Below are 19,100 nucleotides of genomic sequence, written 5' to 3'. Positions count from 1 at the left end.
ACGGTTCCGGCACCGAATCGTGATCAATGGGAGTCCACAGTGCCAAAAATTCTCTATTCCCCCGCCTCACCCTACAGTACCAAAGTCCGCATGGCGGCGCTTTATGCGGGGGTTCCTGTCGAGAGTGTGCTGGTGGACAGCAACGCCGAACCTGTGGAACTGATCAGCGCCAATCCGCTCGGCAAGATTCCAACGCTTATCCTGGATGACGGCAAGGCAATCTTCGACAGCCGCGTCATCACGCAATATCTGAACCGCATGTCCGGCAACAAGATTTTCCCGCGCAATGCCGAAAAACGGCTTGAGGCCGAACAACTGGAATCGGTTGCAGACGGACTTTGCGACGTGCTGCTCGCGCATGTCTATGAGCGCCGCTTCCGTCCGGAGGAAAAGATCCATCAGCCATGGCTCGACCGCCAATGGGGCAAGGCAATACGCGTGCTTGATCACCTCAACGCCGCACCGCCGCGTCTCGGCAAGAAAATTCATGGCGGACATATCGCGCTTGCGGCCGCCCTCGCCTATGCGAGCCTGCGTTTTGAAGGCAAATGGGAAAAGGGCCGTTCAAAGCTCAAGCGCTGGCAGAAGCGCTTCGAGGAATTGCATCCTGACTTGGCGGCGCTGCTGCCAAAATAAACGCAAAAAAAGAGCCGGGCAGTTTCCTGCCCGGCTCTTTTCAAATCAGTCGTCGTTTAGAACTTGTAACCGACACCGACACGAATCTCGTTCGTTGTCAGCTTGCTGGAAACGTCGTCCAGACCGCCGAGGTCGAAGTCCTTCTTGCCGTAATCGCTATAGCGGTATTCGACGCGGCCTACGATGTTCTGCGTGAACTTGGCTTCGGCACCGGCACCAACTGTCCAGCCGACGCGGGTGTTTGAATCACTACCCGTGTCTGACGACAGTTTGCTGTTCGCCACGGCGAGACCGCCGGTGCCGTACAACAGAACCGGATCCAGTGCGATACCGGCGCGAGCACGAACCGAGCCTTCTACGCCCTGCTTCGCTTTGATGCCGCCACGGGTCTCGTCGCCACCGGAGTAGCCGAGATCTGCTTCACCACCATAGACGAACTGGCCGTTCTGGAAGTTGTAACCACCGTAAGCGCCGCCCTGGAAGCCGTCGGCGTTGATGTTGCCAGAATCGTCGGTCTTGTGCTTGTTCCAGCCGTAACCGCCATAGGCGCCGAGGTAAGCGCCGGACCAATCGGCAGCAGCCGGTGCTTCGATAGGAGCCGGTGCAGGTGGCTGTTCCTGGATGGCGTCGGCGGCGAATACTGGAGCGGAGAGCGTGAACACTGCCACGGTAGCGAGGATCGTTGTTTTAAGAGTGCGCATGGGCAATCTCCTTTTTTAAACTCTTTTACACGGAGCGGGCACTGGTTGGGGGGAAGAACCAAGAATTGCATCCGCTTGACAGGGCAGACATTCGCTTTGCATTGTGGCGGCACTTGCGCCGCACTGTGAAAAGAAACTGTCGAGAAAATGGCGGAAATGCGATGTGTTTTTTATGCAACATCGCGAATTCTTCAATGATTTCAATAGTTAGAAAGTAAGCCAATAAAATAGAAACTAATCGATACTAGAGGAAAATTTGGCCGGCAGTCTCTCGATATTGCAGCGCAATATAGTAAACTTAATCAGCGCTTAAAATTTGCGTTCGTCTTAAACTCCAGGAGGATTTTGTGACGCTATTCGAACTGCGCCCGACCTGGTGCAGATGAACTTCGATGATCGATTGCATCTGTTCACTACTGACGCTGTTGCGGCCTTTCACTCTCGCGCTTTCATGCTGCGATCCCTATATTCGTGACTGAATCGCCGCATGAAGGAGCCCACCACTTGAAGACTGATCAGCCCGTTGTTCTTGTAACCGGTGGCGCAAAGCGGATCGGCAAGGCGATTGTCCAGGATCTGGCTGCACATGGCTTTGCCGTGGCGATCCACTGCAATCATTCCCACGACGAGGGCGAAGAGCTTTTGACGGACATCTATGCGGCGGGTGGCACCGCTTGCGTGGTGCAGGCCGATCTCGCCGACTGCAATGCAGTGCGCCGCCTTGTTCGCGACGCACAGGATCAACTCGGGCCTGTGCAACTGCTCGTCAACAATGCTTCGATTTTTCAGGAAGACGGCATCGGTAATCTGTCCGATGACACAATCTGGGACCGGCATTTCGCCGTCCACGTCAAGGCACCCGTCCTGCTTGCGGATGCGATGGCTGGGGCGCTGCCAGCAGGCAAGGATGGTCTGGTTGTCAATATGATCGACCAGCGTGTCTGGAAGCTTACGCCGAAATTCATATCCTATACCCTGTCCAAATCAGCGCTGTGGACTGCCACGCAGACGCTTGCCCAGGCTCTCGCACCACGGATCCGCGTCAACGGTATCGCACCTGGGCCAACCATGCCGAGTGACAGGCAAAGCCAGGCCGACTTCGATCGGCAGGTGAGCACGCTCCTTTTGAAACATGGGCCCGATCTGTCAGAATTCGGCCGTACGATCCGCTATCTATGGGAAACACCATCTATTACGGGGCAAATGATCGCTCTCGACGGCGGGCAGCATCTCGCATGGCAGACGCCGGATGTCTCAGGAATAGCAGAATGAACGATCCGGCAAATCAGTCCAGCCCGAAACAGCTTCTTTCCGACGATGTGAAAGATGTGAAAGAAGACGATATCGATTTGCCCGTCGATGAGGATCTGGACGAACCAATCGAGGAAAGCAGCGAACCTGTGCGGGACGTAGCGGCACTGATCAGTGCAATCGAATGGGATTCGACGATTGTCAGCGACGGAACCAGCGGCGCCGACGTGATCGCTGCGCTGGTCAAGCGCTTGCCAAACAAGCCGGGCGTCTATCGCATGTTCAACGAAGCTGGCGACGTGCTCTATGTCGGTAAAGCGCACAGCCTGAAGAAGCGCGTTTCCAACTATGCCCGCGGTCAGGGCCATAATAACCGCATCGCGCGGATGATCCGCGAAACCATGAAGATGGAGTTCGTCGTCACCCGCACGGAGACGGAAGCACTGCTTCTGGAAGCCAATCTGATCAAACGCTTGCGGCCGCGGTTTAATGTGCTGATGCGGGACGACAAGTCGTTTCCTTATATCCTTCTCACGGCACCCAAGCAGACTGACCGGCGGCTTGCGCCTGGTATTTTCAAGCATCGCGGCGCGCGCTCGAGCAAAGGCGACTATTTCGGACCCTTCGCATCAGCGGGCGCGGTCGGCCGCACGATCAATGCTCTGCAGCGTGCATTCCTTCTGCGCACCTGCACGGATTCCTTCTACGAAAACCGCACGCGCCCCTGCCTGCTCTACCAGATCAAGCGATGCTCCGGTCCTTGCACCGGAGAGATCAGCGAAGCTGACTATGATGAACTGGTTAGCGAAACCAAAGCGTTTCTTTCAGGCAAAAGCCAGGCGGTGAAGACGCATTTGTCGGATGCGATGCGCGAGGCTTCGGCAGATCTCGATTTCGAGCGGGCAGCCATATATCGCGATCGCCTGTCGGCGCTGTCACACGTTCAGGCGCATTCGGGCATCAATCCGCAATCGGTGGAGGAAGCCGACGTTTTCGCCATCTATCAGGACGGTGGCGTGACCTGCATCCAGGTGTTCTTCTTCCGCACTGGCCAGAACTGGGGCAACCGCGCCTATTACCCCAAGGCGGATTCGTCGCTCTCAGGGGCCGAAGTTCTCGGCGCATTCCTGTCGCAGTTCTATGACGACAAGCCTTGCCCGGCGTTGATCATGCTTTCCGAAACGGTCGAAGATCAGGAATTGCTTGGCGTTGCACTGACGGCGAAATCGGATCGCAAGGTGACGATCACAGTTCCGCAGCGCGGCGAGAAACGCGATCTGGTCGAGCACGCTCTCAGCAATGCACGCGAAGCGCTTGGCCGCCAGTTGGCAGAGACGTCATCTCAATCGCGCCTGCTCAAGGGCGTGGCCGAGACATTCGGGCTGGAGAAGACACCGCGGCGTATCGAAGTTTACGACAACTCTCATATCATGGGCACCAACGCTATTGGCGCGATGATCGTGGCCGGCCCGGAAGGATTCGTCAAAAACCAGTATCGCAAGTTCAATATCCGCTCGACCGAGATTACGCCTGGCGATGATTTCGGCATGATGCGCGAGGTGATCGAGCGGCGTTTCAGCCGGCTGGTCAAAGAGCACGGTACGCCCGAAGCGAAGGATGCGCCGGCGGAAGATGTGGAAATCGATGAATTCGACGATGATTCCGATGCTTTCCCGGCTTGGCCCGACATAATCCTTATCGACGGCGGTCAAGGTCAGATGAGCGCCGTGCGCGGCATCCTGCAGGAGATGGGCATTGCCGACAAGGTCACCGCCATCGGCGTCGCCAAGGGCGTCGATCGCGACGCAGGGCGCGAACGATTTTTCATGGAGGGTAAGCCCTCCTTTACGCTTCCACCACGCGATCCCGTCCTGTATTTCCTGCAGCGTCTGCGCGACGAGGCACACCGCTTTGCTATCGGCACGCACCGGGCCAAGCGCAAGAAAGAGATGGTAAAGAATCCGCTGGATGAAATTGCGGGAATCGGTCCTTCGCGCAAGCGCGCTTTGTTGCATCAGTTTGGCACAGCAAAGGCGGTTTCGCGGGCGGCTGTCGAAGATTTGATGAAGGTCGACGGTATATCTGAAGCGATGGCTATTACAATTCGCGATCACTTTCGTACATAGGACTCTAACGATTGTAATCGGGACATAAATGCGCCCGACTCCCAATTGATGAGCTTGACGTTTGGCGGTCGAACCCTTTTGATCGGCACTACTGGACGTGTGTCCGATTGGACGCATAAATGACCAGTAGCTTTTTTGTTTGGCGCATGATCCTTTCCAAAAACCACGGACGGTTTTTGGGGTCATTCGCTTTGATTGGTTGAAAATATGCGCAAAAACAACGCCTACTCCCTGCCGAATATCCTGACCTATGCCCGAATAATCGCCGTCCCTCTTGTGGTGGTGTGCTTCTTTCTGGAAGGACGCCTGCAATCCAGCGACGCCGCACGTTGGGGCGCTCTGGCGATCTTCGCCACCGCCAGTATAACCGATTTCCTGGATGGATATCTCGCGCGCATCTGGAAGCAGACCTCGACCATCGGCCGCATGCTCGATCCGATCGCAGACAAGCTGCTCGTTTCTGCCTGCCTGCTCCTGTTGGCGGCGGATGGAACGATCGCTGGCTGGTCGCTCTGGGCTGCCATTATCATCCTTTGCCGCGAAATCCTGGTATCCGGCCTGCGTGAATATCTGGCGGAACTCAAGGTCAGCGTGCCGGTAAGCCAGCTTGCCAAATGGAAGACCACTATTCAGATGGTTGCCATCGCATTTCTGCTGGCGGGACCTGCCGGCGACCAAATCGTCCCGGTGATCACCATATTGGGGATTATTCTATTGTGGATTGCAGCATTGATAACGCTGTACACTGGCTGGGATTATTTCCGGGCCGGGCTGAAACACGTGGTGGATTGACCAATGACCAAACTCGTCTATTTCGCATGGGTGCGTGAACGGATCGGCAAGGGCGAGGAATATCTCGACCTTGAACCCTCGATCGTCACGGTGAATGACCTTCTGACCCATTTGAAGTCCCGCGGTGAAGAATATGAATCAGCGCTTGAATACCAGGATGTGATCCGCGTCGCGATCAATCAGGAACATGTTGAGCACGATGCACCGATCAAGGGCGCACACGAGATTGCGCTTTTCCCGCCGATGACCGGGGGATGAGGCATGAGCACGGTCGAACCACTCATCCGCATCCAGGCTGAGGATTTCGATACAGCCGCCGAAATTGACCGGATGACCAGGGACCGCCGCGGCATCGGCGCGGTGGTGACATTCAGTGGTCTTTGCCGCGATGAGGCCGGGGCGCTGGCAGCGCTTGAAATCGAACACTATCCAGGCATGGCGGAGGTCGAAATTGGCCGTATCGCCGAGAAAACCCTGGACCGCTGGAGTTTAACGGGCCTCACCGTCGTCCACCGCTACGGTTTTATCAAACCTGGTGAAAACATCGTCCTTGTCGTCGCTGCCTCCGCTCACCGGCAGGCGGCTTTCGAGGCTTCGTCGTTTCTGATGGACTATCTGAAGAATGCCGCGCCTTTCTGGAAGAAGCAGCATCTCGTCAGTGGTGAGGTCAGCGACTGGGTCGAGGCGAAGGCAACCGACGAGGAAGCACTCAAACGCTGGGAAAAAACCAAATGAACCGTGTCGCAGTTGGTTCACTCATCATCGGCTTTCTCGCCGTCCTGGTATTGCTGGTTTTGTCACTTTCCGCTCGCAGTGACGAACCGGGAGGCGAGATCAGGAATGTGACCTGGCTTGCCGAAGACATCGACGGGCGCGGTGTCATCGATAATGCGCAAACGACGCTGACGATCAATGCCGACGGATCTGCGAACGGATCGGGCGGTTGCAATCGCTTCACGACCAGCGCCACGATCGATGGGTCCAACCTCTCTTTCAAACCGGCGGCTGCAACCCGCATGATGTGTCCGCCTGCCCTGATGGATCAGGAACAAAAATTCTTTTCCGCACTTGAACGGACGCGGTCCCACGCTATCGATGCCGACACCGGCAAACTGCTTCTGCACGACGACGCCGGAAAAACCATCGCCCAGCTGGCGCAGCAAAACTGATTGATCCAATAAAAAAGCCGGGCATCTTGGCCCGGCTTTTTTATTCGCATAGCAGAGTATCAGCCGACGATTTCGGTACCGGAGAACCAGTAGGCGATTTCTTCTGCAGCAGTCTCGGGGGCATCGGAACCATGAACCGAGTTCTCGCCGATGGAGAGTGCAAAAATCTTGCGGATCGTGCCTTCGTCGGCATTGGCCGGGTTGGTCGCGCCCATGATTTCACGGTTGCGGGCAATGGCATTCTCGCCTTCGAGAACCTGAACGATAGTCGGGCCCGAGGACATGGACTCAACCAGTTCGCCGAAGAATGGACGTTCCTTGTGCACAGCGTAGAAGCCTTCGGCTTCGCGGCGGCTCATCCAGACGCGCTTGGAAGCAACAACGCGAAGGCCGGCTTCTTCAAACTTCTGGGTGATGGCACCGGTCAGATTGCGGCGGGTCGCGTCGGGCTTGATCATCGAAAAAGTGCGTTCAATTGCCATGGAATGAAACCTTGTCATTTGGGGGAATGGTGGCGGCTCTATAGCGGGAGCAGGCCCATTTGCCAATAGACCATTTGCCAATCCCTCTTATGGCAGCTTACGCAGCAGCCTTGATCTCGCGTGCAACACCGCCATGCAGATCGAGACAACGCTCGAACCAGTCCTGCACGGGATCGCCGGCATCGAACAGTTTGTAAGATGTCAAAACGCGAACCCATTGAAAGGCACCGAAGACAATGTAGTCGGCAAACAAGGGGCTTTCACCACCAATGAACGGCTGGGATAGCAGTGTCTTGCGGATGGGCTCAAGGCTTGCAGTAAACGCTTCGCGTTTCGCATCGCGCGTCGCTGCTACATCCTCGAGGGTCCGGCCAAAAATCTTTTCACGACTTTCGCGGAAATAGGCTTGGTTAGGAGTGTCAAGCAGATCGTGCACCGGCATCAGGATCACTACGTTGATGAAAGGGTGGATGATCATCTGCGACCAGCCCTCGACAAAACGGGCCATAGCGCGTCCGCCCTCCCCCTTGAACAACGAAGGACGGTCCGGATATCTATCTTCCAGATAGAGAGCGATCGCAAAGGAATCCGCTATAAGCTTGTCTTCATCGCGGATTATCGGCACTTTGGCGGAATAGCCGTTCTCAAGTTTCGGTATCTCTTTAAAGGAAACGCGATTGCGATCAAATGGCAGACCTTTGTGCGCCAATGACATCACTGTTTTCCAGCAGTGTGGACTGAAAGGACGGCCTTGATCAGTGCCGACAAGCTCGTGCAAAATGATTGCCATCGCAACTGCTCCTTCTTCGGTTATTATGTCAATAATACTGACCTTTATTTACAGAAAGTCAACGTGATGGAACAGCATTTCAGGATGCTTGCCGCATATAACCGCTGGGTCAACCAACGGCTCTATGCCGCGGCAGCCGACCTCGATGACGAAGAATACCGGCGCGACATGCGGGCATTCTTCACTTCGCTGCAGGGCACCCTGAACCATCTGCTGGTGACCGATCGTATCTGGCTCTATCGCTTCACCGGCCAAGGAGATGCCCCAAAAACGCTGGATGCGATCCTGTTCGAAAAACTGGACGCATTGAAGGCTGCACGAGAAATAGAGGACGCGCGTATCATCAGCTGGATCGACGGCCTGGACAGCTCGGATATTGCCGGGCGCTTTACCTACACGACGGTTAGCGACATGCGGACGATCAGTCAGCGTCTTGCGCCGGCATTGGCGCATCTCTTCAATCACCAGACGCACCATCGCGGTCAGGCGCACGCCATTTTGACTGCGCTCGGCAAAGCTGTTCCGTCCTTCGATCTCATCCAGTTCCAGCGGACAGAAGAAGGCAGACCTTATTCATAAGGTGTTGTGACGTCTCTTTACCTCAAGCGCACGGCAGATATGCAACAGTACAGTCTTGCGGAAAAGCCATTTCCCGTGCAAAAGCGCGGCCATGCTTATTCTCGACGATATATCCGTGCGTATGGCCGGCCGCCTGCTCATCGACCACGCCAGCCTGAACCTGCCATCCGGCACGAAAGCGGGCCTGGTCGGGCGTAACGGCGCGGGCAAATCAACGCTGTTCAAGGTTATCACCGGTGAGCTTCACGCGGAAACTGGCGATTTCTTCCTGCCGAAGAACATCAAGATCGGTCAGGTGGCGCAGGAAGCACCGGGCACCGAGGATTCCCTGATCGAGATCGTGCTTGCCGCCGATACCGAGCGCACTGACTTGCTTGCAGAGGCCGAGACAGCCACCGACCCGCACCGTATCGCCGATATCCATATTCGGCTTGCGGATATCGATGCGCATTCTGCCGAAGCGCGCGCCGGTGCGATCCTCTCGGGCCTTGGCTTCGACGCGGAAGCGCAGAAGCGTCCGGCTTCATCATTCTCGGGCGGCTGGCGCATGCGCGTGGCTCTCGCAGCGGTCCTTTTCGCTGAGCCAGATTTGCTGCTCCTCGACGAGCCAACCAACTATCTCGATCTCGAAGGCACGCTGTGGCTCGAGGATTATGTGCGCCGTTATCCGCACACAGTGATACTGATCAGCCATGACCGCGATCTTCTGAACTCGGCGGTGAACTCGATCATCCATCTTGACCAGACCAAGCTTACGCTTTGGCAGGGCAATTACGATCAGTTCGAGAAGCTTCGCAGTGAAGCTCTCGAATTGCAGCAGAAGCAGCGCGTGAAGCAGGAGGCACAACGGAGCCACATGGAGGCTTTCGTCGAGCGTTTCCGTGCCAAGGCATCCAAGGCCAAGCAGGCGCAGTCCCGCCTGAAGGCACTGCAGAAGCTGAAGCCGATTTCGGCCCATATCGAAGACCACGTAATGCCATTCCATTTTCCGGAACCGGAAAAAGTGGTTGCTTCGCCGATCATTGCCATTGAAAGCGGTGAGGTCGGCTACACACCGGGCAAACCCATTCTCAAACATCTCAATTTGCGTATCGATGCGGATGACCGCATTGCCCTGCTCGGGTCGAACGGCAATGGTAAATCGACACTGGCCAAGCTGATCGGCGGTCGCCTGCCCTTGCAGAAGGGCAAGATGACCGTGGCGCCGAACCTGAAAATCTCGTTCTTTGCCCAGCATCAGCTCGATGATCTGATCCCCGAGGACAATGCGATCGAGCATGTGCGCAAATTGATGCCGGATGCGCCCGAATCCAAGGTACGCGCCCGCGTGTCCCGCATGGGCCTGGCCACGGTGAAGATGAACACGGCGGCAAAAGACCTTTCCGGCGGCGAAAAAGCCCGGCTTTTGATGGGTCTTGCCACCTTCCAGGGTCCGAACCTGCTCATCCTCGACGAGCCGACGAACCATCTAGACATCGACAGCCGTGAAGCACTGATGCACGCGCTGAACGATTTCGACGGCGCCGTCATCCTGATCGCCCATGACAGACATTTGATCGAAGCGACCATGGACCGGCTTTGGCTGGTGCGCGATGGCAGCGTTGCGCCATATGATGGCGATCTCGATGCCTATCGCTCGCTGGTTTTGGCCGATGCGAAAGCCGAGCGGTCAGGCAACAAGATCGTTGTGGAAGAAGGCCAGAAACTGAGCAAGGCCGAGCAACGCAAGCTTGCCGCGCAGAAGCGTGAAGCTTTGAAGCCTTTGCAAAAGAAAATCCAGGAAGCGGAGGCACAGGTGCACCGTTTCCAGAAGAAGATCGACTCGCTGCAGATACAACTCGCCGATCCGGTCATCTATACGCGCGAACCGGCCAAGGCGACGCAGATCGGCAAGGAAATCGGCTATGCCAAATCTTCGCTCGCCCGCGCGGAAGAAGAGTGGCTGACACTTTCCGGCGAATATGAAGAGGCGATGACCGAGCTGGCGCAGTAGCGCCAGTTTCAAGCACCGGGCTTTGGAATAACAGCGGTCGTGTAGAGGCAATGTAACTGCCAGCCGAGCGGTTCATAGAGTGCACGGCCATCGGGCGTTGCCACGAGTGCCGCGCGCTGTATGCCTTTTTCTCGAGAAAGCATTTCCAGCCGTTTCATGACAGACCGGCCGAGCCCCTTGCGACGATGGTTCTCATGGGTACTTATCCGGTCATAAACGGCCAATTCCCCAGGAAATCCGATCCTTCCCGTGGCTGCGACCTCCCCGCCCCTATCAAGGACATTGACGATGGTTACGCCGTCATACACCTGATGGTCATATACAAAGCCATCCGGCAAAGAGGTGGTTTCGCCTTGCATGCGGCCGGACAGCAACATCATGAATGCGGGAGATTGGATATGCCAACGCGCCGGCAGATTCGGCTGGACAAACGCCGGCGGCGCACAGACCTTCAGAAAGATCGCGGGCTCGGAAATGGCCTCGGCATGCTGACGGACCCAATCGGAATATTCTGAGAAAACATAGCGCCTCAACTGGTCCGGAAGGCCGACTTCGACACGATAGCCCCCGTTCTCGAAAATGGGTGGCGCTACCTGACGGGTTAGCGCCCACCCTTCCACCCAGATTCTGACTATTGCAGGATCCGCTTTCAAATTTTTCTCATTTGCTGACATGCAGATTCTATAGCTGCTTCCGCAACTCAATCGCCAGCAGATTTTTCTTGCGCGTTGGCAAGACGAAGCCGGCTACGAACGCACCAACGCCGATGACGGTCGAAGCGGCAAAGACAATTATCGTGGCGTCGCGCAGGGCCACCGGTGTCGTGGCTTCAGGATAGCCCACGGCATTGGCAACGAGACCAGCGAGAGCGGCGCCGATCGCATAACCAACGGATTGCAGGGTCGGCAACAGGGCCGAGGCGCGATCACGTTCGCCGCTTCGCGCTGATTCCATGACCGACTGGCTGAGAAAACCCCAGCTGACGCCGAAGCCGGTGCCAATGGCGATCTGACCCAGCATTACGACCAGCGGCCTATCAACGAAGAAGCCGAAGACGATTGTGGCGAGGCCTGCGACGAGCAGCGTCGGTCCGAGCCGGATCAACCATGCACGGCGACGCTGGTCCTGTATGTTGGCAACGAGGATGGCAACGGTACTCCATGCAATGGCGAACGTGGCATTGCAGGCACCTGCCTTTGTCGGGCCGTAACCCCAGAGGTTCTGCAGGGTCATGACCAGGTAAACGGACGTGGAGGCTTGCGCAACCGGCATGAGCAGGACAATCCATAGGCCAATGCCGACAGTGGAATTCAAAGCGAAGGCATCGGATGGAAAGAGCGGTGTGCGGCTGCGCCGGTCGACGACCACTACCGAGGCCAGAACCGCTGCGGCGCCCAGGACGCACAACACTTCCGTCGTAACCGTCTGCATGATGCTGGCAAAGGCGACCAGCATGATACCGAAACCGATGGCCGAAAGCCGCAGGAACGGCACGGACAGGCGTGCGATCTCACCGGAAAACCTAGGCACGATATAAAAAACCAGTGCGATGAATATAAAGGCCAAAGGCACATTGACGAGGAACGCGGCGCGCCATGACAGATGTTCCGTGAGCAGCCCCGAGACCAACGGCCCACCAAAGGCGGCAACGGCCCAAACGACGGCTTCGGCACCGAAAACCTTGGCGACAAGCCGCGACGGGAAAAGTTCGGGAATGAGTGCGTAGCAAATCGCGGCAATAATACCCTCGCCAAGTCCTTGGAACGCACGCCCGATCAGGACTTCGGTCATCGAACCGGCGAAGGCCGCGATGAGCGTGCCCGCCAGAAATACCAGCGCGGCGCCCACCAGCGCCATCCTCGCGCCTACTCGGGCCTTTAGCAATGCGCCACTGGCGCCGCCGACAATGGAAAGGACGAGATAAAGGGTGAAAGCCCACGAAATCAGCTCAAGTCCGCCGATTTCACGCACTGCCGTCGGGAGAGATGTGGAAACCAGGAAACCATTGAAGGCGAACAGCGCGACGCCAAGGCATAGCGTCAGGGTCGCCGCCGAATATGAAGGGCTCAGGAGCTCCGACCAGCTGGTACTGCCGGTTTCTTCTGTCGTCTCGTGCATGGCATTTCCTCAATTTAACAAGTTTTATATTTTTATATGCCTCCTAATAAAACAAGCAATAGCTTTTTAAATTTTTCTTGCTATCTTATGTCCATGCAGGATCGCACGACAAATCGCATGCTTTATTCGCTGAAAGTGGCCGGAGCGCAAACAGCTTCGGCCCTTGGTGACAGGCTTGGCGTTACTGCTGTAGCAGCCCGCCAGATGCTGGGACGGCTGTATGAAGACGGTCTTGTGGCTTTCGAAGATAGCCGGGAGAGCGTCGGCAGGCCCAAGCGCTTCTGGCATCTGACGAACGCCGGAAATGCCCAGTTCCCCGACAACCACGCCGGATTGACAGCGGACCTTCTGGCGTCGGTGTCAGCGGTCTTTGGTGATGCCGGGCTCGACCAATTGATTTCCCATCGTGAGAGAACGACACTTGAACAGTACCGCACGGCGTTGGAACCGATTACGTCGCTAGGAGGGAAAGTCCAACACCTTGCAGAAATTCGTTCGGCGGAGGGCTATATGGCCGAAGTCAGCCGCGACGCAGGCGGCGATCTTGTCCTGATCGAGAATCACTGCCCTATCTGCGTTGCAGCCAAGGCCTGCCAGAAATTGTGCCGGTCAGAGCTCGAGGTGTTTCAGGCGGCGCTTGGGCCGAATGTCGAGGTCAAACGCTTCGAACATATATTGAAAGGTGCGCGGCGCTGCGCCTACCGCATCGTCGAAAAGCATGATGAGAGACGTCAGTTGGCGATGAAGCTGTAAAGCATGGGGCTCATATAATTGTTGCCGACCCGCCAGTAGTCGCGCAATGGACCGCCCTCGCATGTGAAACCAAGTCGTGTCACCAGCCTGATGGACGGCGCATTGTGCGGATGGATCACCGCGGCGATGCGGTGGGTATTCAGCTTGCCGAGGCAATGGGACATCACGGCTTGGACCGCTTCGCTCATAAGACCGCGGCCGTGCCATTCCGATCGAAGAATGTAGCCGATCTCCAACCGGCGATTGAGCGGCTCACGGTGATGATAATTGACCATGCCGATGCAATTATCGCTGTCCTTTTCGGCAACTGCCCAAGCGATGGATTCATCAGGTGACGTGGTCTTGGCGAGCATTCGCACCCAGCTCCGCGTTTCCTGAATATTCTTGCAGGCAGAAAAATCCCAGTAGCGCACGAGATTTGCATCTCCAATACAGGCGTGGAGCCCGGCATCATCCTTTGGCTCGAATTGGCGCAGCCGAAGTCTTTCGGTAAGGATCTTTGGAAAGGTCCCTGCCTGATCCACCATCATCTGCCCCACTTGGGCGGAGGTGGCACATTGCTAGCTGCTGCCTTGCGACTGCGTCTCAGGCGAACGAGCCCAAAAAGGCTGATCACAATCAGCGCGATGCCAGCCGGCATCGCTCGCCAGTCGACAGCGGCCGCGCCCTTGCGCAAGACAAGATCAACCTCCGCCACCTCCAGGCCGTCAAAATCGCCAGGTCCGATGGTGAAGACATAGTCGCCATCTTCGACTGGATCGATATCGCCGATGCTGTCGCGGTAGACCTGCGGGCCCTGCGGTGAGCCCTTGTTGGCCGCTTTGCTGTTCTCGTAGTTCAAGGTCCTGACAAGAACGTCCTTGCCTTGCCGCGTGACGACGGCTGTCAGCGCCGAGCGCCCTATGGAGGGGACGAAATTTCGCAAAGGCTGCATATCGACGAAGGCGCGCACCGGAGCGTCGGCAGCAGTCAAGGTGACGGTGACGGGTTTGTAGGGGCCGGGACGATCATAGACGCGCCACGAGCCGATTTCTTCTCCCGAGAAATTGCCGACCACCCAAGGATATCCAATCCCCAGCCCAATTCCAGCGATCAAGAGGAGTAGCAAAAGCGGACGCATCAACAGTTTCTCAAGCCTTCTTTTCCCAACGCCCTTCGGCGTTCTGCTGCCAGTAGGTCAATTTGTGACCCTGTTCTTTCAACAGTTTCCATTGCGCCCGCGCCTGTTCCAGCTGTTGCTGGTCGTGGCCATCAAACATCAGAACCAGCCGCTCATAGGCTTCGACATTCTGCGGCTCGGCGCCATCGACCAGAAAGCGCACAGTCGCGCTGTTGGGGTTGCCGTGGCCCGTCGTCAGAATGATGGGCTGCTCCTCCGGATGAGGCTCCTGGTCCGTGGCATGGGCGAGAAACGAGGCGTCGGACCAGGTCCATAGATGATTGTCGAGACTGTCTCGCCGCTCTTCGGAACCTGTCTGGATGACGACTTTCCATTTGCGATCAAGCGAACGCTCGACCAAACCCGGCAATGCGCTCTCCAGCGTCGATTCAGTCAGATGGTAGAAGAGGATTTCGGTCATGAATGCAGTCTTGTGTGAAAGGACTGGCTCACGTCAAGCCAGTCCTTTTTAAGTTCTACCCTTCGAAATTGTCACGAACCAACCTGTCGAGAAGGCGAACGCCGTAGCCTGAGGCCCAGGACTGGCTATATTCATTGGTCGGTGCGCCTATTGCAGTGCCGGCAATGTCGAGGTGGGCCCAAGGCGTTTCACCGACGAAGCGCTTCAGGAATTGTGCGGCAATGATTGCCCCACCGTGACGCCCGCCAATGTTCTTCATATCGGCATTCTTGGTGTCGATGAGTTTGTCGTACTCGGTGCCGAGCGGCATGCGCCAGAGCCTCTCACCGGTTGCCTGGCCGGCATCGAAGAGCTGTGCGGCGAGTGCGTCATCATTGGAAAATAGCCCCGCCTGATAAACGCCGAGAGCCACCATGATTGCGCCTGTCAGGGTAGCGAGATTGACCATGAATTTGGGCTGGAAGCGATCATTGCAATAGTAAAGCGCATCGGCGAGGACGAGGCGCCCTTCCGCATCGGTGTTGAGCACTTCGATCGTCTGGCCCGACATGGACGTGACGATATCGCCAGGGCGCTGTGCATCACCATTGATCATGTTTTCAACAATCCCGATGACACCGACGACATTGACCTTGGCCTTGCGCGAGGCAAGTGCATGCATGAGGCCGGTTACCGCGGCCGCACCGCCCATGTCGCCCTTCATTTCCTCCATGCCGCCAGCGGGCTTGATGGAAAGACCGCCAGAGTCAAAGGTTACACCCTTGCCGACGAAAGCGATCGGCTTGTCTTTGCTCTTACCGCCGTGCCATTCCATGATCGCGATACGAGCCGGACGGGTGGATCCTTGGGCGACACCGAGAAGCGAGCCCATGCCGAGCTTCTTCATGTCCTTCTCCGTCAAAATCTCTACCTTGACGTCGAGCTTCTTCAAATCTTCGACACGTTCCGCGAATTCGACTGGACCAAGAACGTTAGCAGGTTCGTTGACCAGATTGCGTGCAAGAATAACGCCGTCTGCCACCGCTTCGGCATTCGCAAATGCCTTTTTGGCAGCGTGAGGATCCGCTACCTGAATGGTGACGCTGGCGACGAATTTATCTTCCTTCTCGCTCTCGTCTTTGCCCTTTTTTGTCTTGTACTTATCGAAGGTGTAGGAGCGAAGAAGTATGCCCAGGGCGAAATCGGCAGCGTTTTCGGCTGAAATCTCCGTGCCGGGCAAAGCAAGGACCACCGAGACATTTTTTGATTTTCCGATTTTTGAAAATGCCGCGCCACCGATTTTCAGCCAATCGTCGCCCTTGAGTTTGGCCGGATCGCCGCTACCCACAAGCACCAGCCGTTCCAGTTCAGTGCCATTTGGAGCAAGGGTCGAGAGGCTCGTTGCAAGTTTTCCCTTGAAATCCGAGACGTCGATGATACGCGACAGCAATGCCTGTCCGACAACAGATTCGGCTTCTGCAGCTGCTTTGCCTTCAGCGGGAACAAGCAAGATCGCAGTGCCGCTGTCTACGACTGCATATTTTGCGAAACTGATGGATGGGCGTTTGGACATGATATCTCCGGTTTGAACAAAAATGTGACTTTCATGATCATCGATCTTGATGAATGAAGGAGGTGATCGTGAAGGGATTGACTAAGACCTTGTTAACTAGCTTTCTTCGCCTATTTTTAGCCAAGCCTGACTAGATTGAACATATGTCGGGTTTGTTGAACATATAACGGGTTCGTCCCATAAAGCTCAAAATAATGCCTTGGCTCCCATGGCATGGATTGAACAGTCGGGCTTTAATGAACGGCTGATCGAACAAGGTGGCGGAACTCTTTTTGCGAAACATGACATGCGCCTGATTGAGATATACATCTTGCGACGGATCGTCGTCATGTTTTTTGCCGTTCTGCTTTCAGCGGTCGGAATCACATGGATCGTCCAGGTGCTCGGCCGCATCAATTTTCTGACGACCAGCGGACAGAGCTTCTACTATATCCTGAAATTCAGCTCCAACCTGCTTCCATCCGCATTTCCCGTGGTGATGCCGTTTGCTCTGGTGATTGCCGTGACGCAAACACTTTCGACGATGAACCAGGATTCAGAACTGGTGGTCATCAATGCGGCTGGCGCGCCACGCTCCGCCGTCATCCGTCCTGTCATGCTTTTTGCGATCGTCATCGCAGCTGCATCCTTCCTTATTTCCAACTTTGTCGTGCCGTATTCGCAGATGAACATGCGTCAGATGGTGGCCGAGGCGCGTGGCGATGTTATCAATCTCGTGGTTCAACAAGGCTCATTCCGGGAAATCGATACGGACCTTTACCTCCAGATCGAGAACCGCGATTCCAATGGCACGATCCAGGGCCTGTTCGTTTCAGATTCGCGCGACAAGACGACGGATCTTATTTATTACGCCAAGGAAGGCCTTGTCGTCCAAACCGCCGATCAAGGCCTGCTGATCATGAAGGATGGCGAGGTTCATCGACGCGATGTGCAAACCGGCAATGTGTCCATCATCAAGTTCAATACCTATGCTCTCGATCTTGCGGCATTTCTATCGTCGGACGACAAGGAGGCCACGATTTTTCCGAAGGATCGTCCTCTCGATTATCTCATGAATCCGGATCCGAACGACAAACAGTACCAACAGCGTCCACTTCGCTACACTTCCGAGCTTTACAAGCGCTTGACGGACTGGATGTATCCGATCGTGTTTGCGTTGATCTCCCTCGCCGCAGCTGCTGACTCGCGCTCGCATCGCGAAGCGCGCATATCCGCTTCATTTACGGCGATAACGATCAGTCTCATTGTATTCTGGCTGGGATATTCGACCGGGCAGAGCACGGACAAGAATGCGTCGATGCTGCCAATGCTGTTCGCAATTCCAATTCTCGCAGCGCTTTCCGCGATCTATGCGCTTGCTACCAATCGCCAGATTGGTATCCCGACAACGTGGAGTAACTGGTTCAAACGTACTTTTGAAACCAGGCAGGTGGCATTTGCGAGCGCCGGCGCAAGATTATTCGGCCGCAAGCGCGGAGGACACCGGTAATGATCGGCTGGACGCTCGGGCGCTACTTCTTCCTCCGCTATGTGACGATCACCTGCTATTTCCTGATGGGCAGTTTTGCGTTGGCACTGATCCTCGACTTCACCGAATTATCGGGAAAACTGTCTGCGTTGCCCGATTATTCTGCGATTCGGGCCTTTGGGCTGTCGGTGATGCGCATTCCCTACATCATGCAGCAGGTATTTCCCTTCATCGCGCTGTTTGCCGCGATGGCGACGCTTATTTCGCTCAATCGCAAATATGAACTGGTCGTCGCGCGTTCTGTCGGCGTTTCGGCGTGGCAGTTTCTTCTGCCGGCCTGTACGGGGGCGTTTCTTTTCGGTCTGGCGGCTGTGCTGGTCATCAATCCGCTTGCTGCGTATGGTTTTGAGCGAAGCGAACAGATAACTGCAAACTGGCGCGCCGGAAAAACCAATGATGTATCGGCAGATCGCGTCCCCTGGTTGCGGCAAAAAACCGAAGAGGGCGAAACGATCATCGGCTCCAAGTCGATCGTCAACCGTGGATTGCGTCTGGTCGACGCCGTCTTCATTCGACTTGACAAGAATCAGGACGTTACCGAGCGGCTGGATGCCAAGAGCGCTGATCTGGATGACGGTTTTTGGCAACTGAATCAGGTGACGAAATTTGTGTTGGGGGAGACGCCCGTTTCCTTGGAAACCGTGCGCATTCCGACCCATCTGCGCCCTGAATTCGTTGAAGAAAGCCTCGCGCGGCCCGAGACCATACCTTTTTTTGAGCTGCGTAACAAAATTGCCGCAGCTCGCTCTTTTGGCTATCCAGCCAACGCTTTTGATATGCATTTCCAGTCTTTATTGGCTTTGCCGGCTCTGTTGATGGCGATGACTTTAATTGCTGCAACCGTTTCGTTGAAATTTGTTCGGTTCGGACAATCGGGGACGATGATTCTGGGTGGCGTCCTCGCAGGCTTCGTGCTTTATGTCGTCACTGTTGTGGTCAAGGCATTTGGTAATGCGGGATTCGTTCCGCCTTTCGTTGCCGCATGGACACCCGTGTTGATTGCAACATTTTTTGGGGTCTCCTTTCTGTTGCACAAGGAGGATGGTTAGA

Annotated in this window: 21 protein-coding genes; 12 read left to right on the top strand and 9 right to left on the bottom strand. The window is 56.0% G+C overall.

Features of this window, described 5'->3' with window-relative positions:
- Positions 1-39: 39 nt before the first annotated feature.
- A complete protein-coding gene (locus C7476_RS06865) occupies positions 40-636 on the top strand; it encodes a glutathione S-transferase (protein ID WP_114429445.1) in 597 nt (198 codons plus the stop codon).
- 56 nt (positions 637-692) lie between these two features.
- Here C7476_RS06865 and C7476_RS06860 read toward each other — a convergent pair whose 3' ends face one another.
- Entirely contained in the window at positions 693-1,337 is a 645-nt protein-coding gene (locus C7476_RS06860) for an outer membrane protein (protein ID WP_114429156.1), read from the bottom strand.
- Positions 1,338-1,841: 504 nt separating this feature from the next.
- Here C7476_RS06860 and C7476_RS06855 point away from each other — a divergent pair.
- The 6 genes from C7476_RS06855 to C7476_RS06830 all read left to right on the top strand — a co-directional run bounded on the left by C7476_RS06855 (position 1,842) and on the right by C7476_RS06830 (position 6,675).
- On the top strand, positions 1,842-2,609 hold the full coding sequence (locus tag C7476_RS06855) for an SDR family oxidoreductase (protein WP_114429155.1): 768 nt from the start codon (positions 1,842-1,844) through the stop codon (positions 2,607-2,609).
- Positions 2,606-4,714, top strand: coding sequence for an excinuclease ABC subunit UvrC (uvrC, locus tag C7476_RS06850; RefSeq protein ID WP_245426191.1), 2,109 nt, complete (start codon positions 2,606-2,608; stop codon positions 4,712-4,714). The genes C7476_RS06855 and uvrC overlap by 4 nt, the downstream gene beginning before the upstream one ends.
- Before the next feature lie 207 nt (positions 4,715-4,921).
- The gene (gene pgsA / locus C7476_RS06845) at positions 4,922-5,506 is read left to right on the top strand and encodes a CDP-diacylglycerol--glycerol-3-phosphate 3-phosphatidyltransferase (protein WP_114429154.1); all 585 of its coding nucleotides are present in this window, start codon (positions 4,922-4,924) and stop codon (positions 5,504-5,506) included.
- A gap of 3 nt (positions 5,507-5,509) precedes the next feature.
- The gene (gene moaD, locus C7476_RS06840; RefSeq protein WP_112527909.1) at positions 5,510-5,764 is read left to right on the top strand and encodes a molybdopterin converting factor subunit 1; all 255 of its coding nucleotides are present in this window, start codon (positions 5,510-5,512) and stop codon (positions 5,762-5,764) included.
- A gap of 3 nt (positions 5,765-5,767) precedes the next feature.
- The gene (locus C7476_RS06835; protein WP_114429153.1) at positions 5,768-6,241 is read left to right on the top strand and encodes a molybdenum cofactor biosynthesis protein MoaE; all 474 of its coding nucleotides are present in this window, start codon (positions 5,768-5,770) and stop codon (positions 6,239-6,241) included.
- Positions 6,238-6,675, top strand: a complete 438-nt coding sequence (locus C7476_RS06830; RefSeq protein WP_114429152.1) for an META domain-containing protein — start codon at positions 6,238-6,240, stop codon at positions 6,673-6,675. Before C7476_RS06835 ends, C7476_RS06830 begins: the two co-directional genes overlap by 4 nt.
- 59 nt (positions 6,676-6,734) lie before the next feature.
- On the opposite strand, the gene ndk is transcribed toward C7476_RS06830, so the two are convergent.
- Positions 6,735-7,157, bottom strand: coding sequence for a nucleoside-diphosphate kinase (gene ndk / locus C7476_RS06825; RefSeq protein ID WP_112527903.1), 423 nt, complete (start codon positions 7,155-7,157; stop codon positions 6,735-6,737).
- Positions 7,158-7,254: 97 nt separating this feature from the next.
- A complete protein-coding gene (locus tag C7476_RS06820) occupies positions 7,255-7,947 on the bottom strand; it encodes a glutathione S-transferase family protein (protein WP_114429151.1) in 693 nt (230 codons plus the stop codon).
- Positions 7,948-8,013: 66 nt separating this feature from the next.
- Between C7476_RS06820 and C7476_RS06815 the strand changes: the two genes are divergently transcribed.
- Complete coding sequence (locus tag C7476_RS06815) at positions 8,014-8,526, top strand: DinB family protein (protein ID WP_114429150.1); 513 nt, start codon at positions 8,014-8,016, stop codon at positions 8,524-8,526.
- A gap of 91 nt (positions 8,527-8,617) precedes the next feature.
- A complete protein-coding gene (locus tag C7476_RS06810) occupies positions 8,618-10,519 on the top strand; it encodes an ABC-F family ATP-binding cassette domain-containing protein (protein WP_114429149.1) in 1,902 nt (633 codons plus the stop codon).
- 8 nt (positions 10,520-10,527) lie between these two features.
- Here the strand turns inward: C7476_RS06810 and C7476_RS06805 are convergent, their stop codons facing one another.
- The gene (locus C7476_RS06805) at positions 10,528-11,172 is read right to left on the bottom strand and encodes a GNAT family N-acetyltransferase (protein WP_181872370.1); all 645 of its coding nucleotides are present in this window, start codon (positions 11,170-11,172) and stop codon (positions 10,528-10,530) included.
- A 28-nt stretch (positions 11,173-11,200) separates the two neighbouring features.
- Positions 11,201-12,637, bottom strand: a complete 1,437-nt coding sequence (locus C7476_RS06800; protein ID WP_114429147.1) for an MFS transporter — start codon at positions 12,635-12,637, stop codon at positions 11,201-11,203.
- A 117-nt stretch (positions 12,638-12,754) separates the two neighbouring features.
- On the opposite strand from C7476_RS06800, the gene C7476_RS06795 reads away from it, so the two are divergent.
- Complete coding sequence (locus tag C7476_RS06795) at positions 12,755-13,390, top strand: helix-turn-helix transcriptional regulator (RefSeq protein WP_245426189.1); 636 nt, start codon at positions 12,755-12,757, stop codon at positions 13,388-13,390.
- On the opposite strand, the gene C7476_RS06790 is transcribed toward C7476_RS06795, so the two are convergent.
- Genes C7476_RS06790 through C7476_RS06775 form a run of 4 tightly spaced genes read right to left on the bottom strand, consistent with a single transcriptional unit; the run spans position 13,369 to position 16,522 of the window.
- Entirely contained in the window at positions 13,369-13,920 is a 552-nt protein-coding gene (locus C7476_RS06790; protein WP_114429146.1) for a GNAT family N-acetyltransferase, read from the bottom strand. The two genes, C7476_RS06795 and C7476_RS06790, sit on opposite strands and share 22 nt — an antisense overlap.
- The gene (locus C7476_RS06785) at positions 13,917-14,510 is read right to left on the bottom strand and encodes a hypothetical protein (RefSeq protein ID WP_114429145.1); all 594 of its coding nucleotides are present in this window, start codon (positions 14,508-14,510) and stop codon (positions 13,917-13,919) included. Before C7476_RS06785 ends, C7476_RS06790 begins: the two co-directional genes overlap by 4 nt.
- A 10-nt stretch (positions 14,511-14,520) precedes the next feature.
- The gene (locus C7476_RS06780; protein ID WP_114429144.1) at positions 14,521-14,970 is read right to left on the bottom strand and encodes a DNA polymerase III subunit chi; all 450 of its coding nucleotides are present in this window, start codon (positions 14,968-14,970) and stop codon (positions 14,521-14,523) included.
- A gap of 55 nt (positions 14,971-15,025) precedes the next feature.
- Positions 15,026-16,522, bottom strand: a complete 1,497-nt coding sequence (locus tag C7476_RS06775; RefSeq protein WP_114429143.1) for a leucyl aminopeptidase — start codon at positions 16,520-16,522, stop codon at positions 15,026-15,028.
- Between the two features lie 286 nt (positions 16,523-16,808).
- Here C7476_RS06775 and C7476_RS06770 point away from each other — a divergent pair, with 286 nt between their 5' ends.
- Entirely contained in the window at positions 16,809-18,011 is a 1,203-nt protein-coding gene (locus tag C7476_RS06770) for an LptF/LptG family permease (RefSeq protein WP_114429440.1), read from the top strand.
- On the top strand, positions 18,011-19,099 hold the full coding sequence (gene lptG, locus C7476_RS06765; RefSeq protein ID WP_114429142.1) for an LPS export ABC transporter permease LptG: 1,089 nt from the start codon (positions 18,011-18,013) through the stop codon (positions 19,097-19,099). The genes C7476_RS06770 and lptG overlap by 1 nt, the downstream gene beginning before the upstream one ends.
- The last annotated feature ends 1 nt before the right edge of the window (position 19,100 follow it).

It is taken from the genome of Phyllobacterium bourgognense (assembly GCF_003337575.1).
Lineage (GTDB): Bacteria > Pseudomonadota > Alphaproteobacteria > Rhizobiales > Rhizobiaceae > Phyllobacterium > Phyllobacterium bourgognense.
Note: the sequence above shows the minus strand (reverse complement) of the source record. Positions and strands in the feature narration are given on the sequence as shown.

Bases quoted from the DNA above. Each gene is read 5' to 3' on its own strand.
- C7476_RS06815 (WP_114429150.1), top strand. From the start codon at position 8,014: ATGGAACAGCATTTCAGGATGCTTGCCGCATATAACCGCTGGGTCAAC.
- C7476_RS06820 (WP_114429151.1), bottom strand. From the start codon at position 7,947: ATGGCAATCATTTTGCACGAGCTTGTCGGCACTGATCAAGGCCGTCCT.
- C7476_RS06780 (WP_114429144.1), bottom strand. From the start codon at position 14,970: ATGACCGAAATCCTCTTCTACCATCTGACTGAATCGACGCTGGAGAGC.
- pgsA (WP_114429154.1), top strand. From the start codon at position 4,922: ATGCGCAAAAACAACGCCTACTCCCTGCCGAATATCCTGACCTATGCC.
- C7476_RS06770 (WP_114429440.1), top strand. From the start codon at position 16,809: ATGCGCCTGATTGAGATATACATCTTGCGACGGATCGTCGTCATGTTT.
- lptG (WP_114429142.1), top strand. From the start codon at position 18,011: ATGATCGGCTGGACGCTCGGGCGCTACTTCTTCCTCCGCTATGTGACG.
- uvrC (WP_245426191.1), top strand. From the start codon at position 2,606: ATGAACGATCCGGCAAATCAGTCCAGCCCGAAACAGCTTCTTTCCGAC.
- C7476_RS06830 (WP_114429152.1), top strand. From the start codon at position 6,238: ATGAACCGTGTCGCAGTTGGTTCACTCATCATCGGCTTTCTCGCCGTC.
- ndk (WP_112527903.1), bottom strand. From the start codon at position 7,157: ATGGCAATTGAACGCACTTTTTCGATGATCAAGCCCGACGCGACCCGC.
- C7476_RS06795 (WP_245426189.1), top strand. From the start codon at position 12,755: ATGCTTTATTCGCTGAAAGTGGCCGGAGCGCAAACAGCTTCGGCCCTT.
- C7476_RS06790 (WP_114429146.1), bottom strand. From the start codon at position 13,920: ATGATGGTGGATCAGGCAGGGACCTTTCCAAAGATCCTTACCGAAAGA.
- C7476_RS06785 (WP_114429145.1), bottom strand. From the start codon at position 14,510: ATGCGTCCGCTTTTGCTACTCCTCTTGATCGCTGGAATTGGGCTGGGG.
- C7476_RS06860 (WP_114429156.1), bottom strand. From the start codon at position 1,337: ATGCGCACTCTTAAAACAACGATCCTCGCTACCGTGGCAGTGTTCACG.
- C7476_RS06800 (WP_114429147.1), bottom strand. From the start codon at position 12,637: ATGCACGAGACGACAGAAGAAACCGGCAGTACCAGCTGGTCGGAGCTC.
- C7476_RS06810 (WP_114429149.1), top strand. From the start codon at position 8,618: ATGCTTATTCTCGACGATATATCCGTGCGTATGGCCGGCCGCCTGCTC.
- C7476_RS06835 (WP_114429153.1), top strand. From the start codon at position 5,768: ATGAGCACGGTCGAACCACTCATCCGCATCCAGGCTGAGGATTTCGAT.
- C7476_RS06775 (WP_114429143.1), bottom strand. From the start codon at position 16,522: ATGTCCAAACGCCCATCCATCAGTTTCGCAAAATATGCAGTCGTAGAC.
- moaD (WP_112527909.1), top strand. From the start codon at position 5,510: ATGACCAAACTCGTCTATTTCGCATGGGTGCGTGAACGGATCGGCAAG.